The 4,075-nt window shown below is 42.8% G+C and carries 2 protein-coding genes; both read right to left on the reverse strand.

Features of this window, described 5'->3' with window-relative positions:
* Positions 1–70 precede the first annotated feature (70 nt).
* Positions 71–1,696, reverse strand: a complete 1,626-nt coding sequence (treC, locus tag HT699_RS11360; protein WP_023936310.1) for an alpha,alpha-phosphotrehalase — start codon at positions 1,694–1,696, stop codon at positions 71–73.
* Positions 1,697–1,873: 177 nt separating this feature from the next.
* Positions 1,874–3,841 (reverse strand): PTS system trehalose-specific EIIBC component, encoded by a 1,968-nt coding sequence (treP, locus tag HT699_RS11365; RefSeq protein ID WP_172934379.1) that lies wholly within the window; start codon positions 3,839–3,841, stop codon positions 1,874–1,876.
* Between the last annotated feature and the right edge of the window lie 234 nt (positions 3,842–4,075).

A 4,075-nucleotide genomic window follows, 5' to 3' on the forward strand; every position in this document is an offset into this window, starting at 1 on the left:
AGGTTGCTCAAAGCACCGCTTTGAGTTTGCAGATAAAACTGACACGGTTTGAAGAGATTTTCGAAGAGTATTAATTTACATAAATAGCCAGTGTTTGATAGGGTTTGAGTAGAATTTTCTCAGACACTTCTGCGTCTTCATAGTTTGAAATCAAAATTTGTCCATTTTGGTAGGCTACTGGCAAATCGATTTCCACTTCTGTGGCATAAAAATTATTGAGCACAAGTAACTTTTCAGCCTCATACTGACGTTCAAAAGCATAGACTTGCTTGCTATCTTCAAAGGCTGGTTTGTAACTTCCTTCTGAGATGATAGGCATTTCCTTACGCAGTCGAATCAAGTCTTGGTAGAAGGTGAAAATCGGACCTTGGATTTCATTTTCTACATTGATGTGAGGGTAGGATTTTCCTGCATTGAGCCAAGGAGTCCCTACTGTGAAGCCTGCATTTTCAGAAGCATCCCACTGCATAGGAATTCGTGAATTATCACGCGACTTAGCTTGAATAATCTGGAAGGCTTTTTCCTGACTCTTCCCTTCCTCTAAGAGCATCTGATAGGCATTGAGCGATTCGACATCCACATAATCAGCAATAGAATCATAGTCTGGGTCAATCATCCCGATTTCCTCGCCCATATAGATATAAGGTGTCCCACGTGAAAGGTGAATACTGGCCGCTAGCATGGTAGCTCCTTCCTTGCGGAAGTTTTGAATATCAACAAAACGGTTTAAAGCGCGTGGTTGGTCGTGATTGTTCCAGAAGAGAGCACTCCAACCACCTTTATCACTCATTTCCTTGCCCCAGCTATGGTAAAGACTCTTCAACTCTTCAAAATCAAAGGGAGCCAAGGTCCACTTTTGTCCATCCTTATAGTCCACCTTGAGATGATGAAAATTAAAGGTCATGGATAATTCCTGACGGTCAGGCGACGAATAAAGGACACAATTTCCCATGGTGGTTGAGGACATTTCCCCAACTGTCATAAAACTATCGTCTGATCCAAAAGTGGCTTGATTCATCATACGCAAATAGTCATGAACGATGGGCTTGTCTGTGTAAGCTGGCTTTCCTTCATTTTCAGGACAATCCACTAAGACTTCATCCTTGCCAATCAAATTGATCACATCAAATCGGAAACCTTTGACACCCTTGTCGCGCCAGAAATTAACAACCTTGAAAAGCTCCTTACGGACATTGGGATTGCGCCAGTTAAGGTCAGCCTGGGTATCATCAAAGAGGTGAAGGTAGTATTTCCCTGTATTCCCAAAGGGCGCCCATGCAGAGCCACCAAACTTAGACTGCCAATCTGTTGGTTGGTCTTGGATGAAGAAAAAGTCTTGATAATACTTGTCCCCAGCTAAGGCTTTCTGAAACCATTCATGCTCTGTCGAACAATGATTGAGTACCATGTCCAGCATAAAGTCAATCTTGTGCTCTTGACCGACACGCACCATTTCCTCAAAATCAGCCATATCACCAAAAAGAGGATCTACTGCCATATAATCTGAAATATCGTAACCATTATCCCGTTGAGGGCTTGGATAGAATGGATTGAGCCAGACCATATCCACACCTAGTTTGGCTAAATAGGGAATTTTTTCAATAATTCCACGGAAGTCCCCAATACCATTGCCAGTGGTGTCTTTGTAAGATTTTGGATAGATTTGATAGACTACTTTTCCTTTATCAAGTGTCATCTGTTTCTCCTTTTCTGATAAAAGGGAGGAAGCAGTCTTCCGTCCCTATTTGTGCTATTTCAATTATACTCAATGAAAATCAAAGAACAAACTAGGAAGCTAGCCACAGGTTGCTCAAAACACTATTTTGAGGTTGCAGATAGAGCTGACGTGGTTTGAAGAGATTTTCGAAGAGTATTAGATTCGTGTAGCGACCATGAGAGATGCTCCAGCTTGGATCGTTGTCGGATAAGTTCCGGGAATAGTCGCTGTATAAGCATCTTGGTTGGTGATGATAACAGGAGTTTCTGTCACCAGACCTGCAGCCTTAATGACATCCATATCAAAACGAATCAGTTGCTGACCAACTGTGACATGGTCTCCTTGGGCTACAAGACTTTCAAATCCTTTGCCATCAAGACCTACTGTATCCATACCGATGTGGATGAGCAATTCCACCCCCTCGTCAGAGACAATACCAATGGCATGCTTGGTAGGAAAAAGAACCGTCACTGTCCCATTGACTGGAGAAGTCAACTCACCTTGGCTTGGTTCAATGACCAGACCTTGCCCCATGACACCTGAAGCAAAGACTGGATCCGTTGCTTGACTTAGTTCTTTCACTTGGCCAGTCAGCGGGCTAACAATTTCTACTGGAGTAAGTTCTACTGGTTCATGACTCACAAATTCTGCTTCTTCTTGAGCAACGAATTCTGCCTGCAAGTCCGTATCGTCCTCTGTTTTTGTAAAGAGACCAGCCTTGCGGAAGAAGAAAGTCAAGAGCATTGGAACAAGAATAGCGACTAGCATAGTTCCTGCAAATGGCAACATGTATTGAGGTTGAATAGAGAGGATACCTGGCAAACCACCGATACCAATAGAAGCCGCAGTTACATTAAAAGTAACGGATAACATGCCTGCAAGAGCTGAACCAGTCATTCCAGCTACAAATGGATAGATGTATTTGACATTGACCCCAAAGAGGGCTGGTTCTGTAACACCAAGATAGGCTGAAATAGTGGCAGGAAGTGAAACCTGAGCCTCACGCTCATCATGACGGTGCATGAAATAGTAAGCAAATACGGCCGAACCTTGGGCAATATTAGAAAGAGCAATCATAGGCCAGAGGGCAGTTCCACCAGCATCCGCAATCAATTGTGTATCAATAGCATTGGTCATATGATGTAGACCTGTGATGACAAATGGAGCGTAGAGGGCACCAAAAATCGCACCGAAGAGCCATTTAACTGGACCCGTCAAACCTGCCAATACAACTGATGAAAGTCCTTGACCAATTGTCCAACCAATTGGTCCCAAAACAGTATGAGCCAAAATCAAAGCTGGAATCAATGACAAGAAAGGCACAAAAATCATGGAAATCACTTCTGGAATATGCTTGCGCCAGAAAATTTCAAGATAAGACAGACTCAAACCTGCAAGCAAGGCTGGGATAACTTGGGCTTGGTAACCAATACGATTAACAGTAAAGTAACCAAAATTCCAAACCCAGTTTGCCGCAATATCAGCTGCTGGCGTTGAAGCAACCGCATAGGCATTGAGCAACTGAGGCGATACCAAACAGATTCCGAGAACAATTCCCAAGATTTGGCTGGTTCCCATCTTACGAGAGACAGACCAGGTAATCCCTACTGGTAAGAACTGGAAGATAGCTTCACCCGGCAACCAGAGGAAGTGATTAACCCCTGCCCAAAACTGAGAGGATTCCGTGATGGTCTTGCCATCCAACATAGACCAATGCACACCTTCCAAGACATTACGAAAACCAAGAATCAATCCACCAACAATCAAGGCTGGAATAATCGGAGTAAAGATTTCCGCCAGAGTGGTCATGACACGTTGGACCACGTTTTGATTACTCTTAGCTGCAGACTTGGCTGCTTCTTTGGAAACACCCTCAATGCCTGAAACAGCTGTAAAATCATTATAAAAAATGGGCACGTCATTCCCAATAATCACCTGAAATTGACCTGCATTTGTAAAAGTTCCTTTAACAGCTGGAATTGATTCGATAGCCTTGACATTAGCCTTCTTATCATCTCCTAAAACAAACCGCATCCGTGTCGCACAGTGGGTTACGGCAGTCACATTTTCCTTGCCTCCAATTGCCTGAAGCAGATTCTTGGCTTCTTGTTCAAATTTTCCCATTTGATTCTCCTTATACTTGTCAAAGCAAGTTTGATTTGATAAGAATATTGTAAACGATACCAAACTTGTCTGCAACTTGTTTGATGTAAAAAGAGGATTTTTTGTCATTTTTCTAGCACTTGTATGGTAAAATAGATACAGGTGTTCATTGAACTAGACTAAAAAGCCATTTAATACTCAATGAAAATCAAAGAGCAAACTAGGAAGCTAGCCGTAGGTTGCTCAAAACACTGT

Origin of the sequence: Streptococcus sp. 1055 (assembly GCF_013276815.1) — a bacterium.
Taxonomy (GTDB): Bacteria; Bacillota; Bacilli; order Lactobacillales; family Streptococcaceae; genus Streptococcus; species Streptococcus pseudopneumoniae.

Coding starts and splice junctions, on each gene's coding strand:
- treC (WP_023936310.1), bottom strand. CDS start 1,696: ATGACACTTGATAAAGGAAAAGTAGTCTATCAAATCTATCCAAAATCT.
- treP (WP_172934379.1), bottom strand. CDS start 3,841: ATGGGAAAATTTGAACAAGAAGCCAAGAATCTGCTTCAGGCAATTGGA.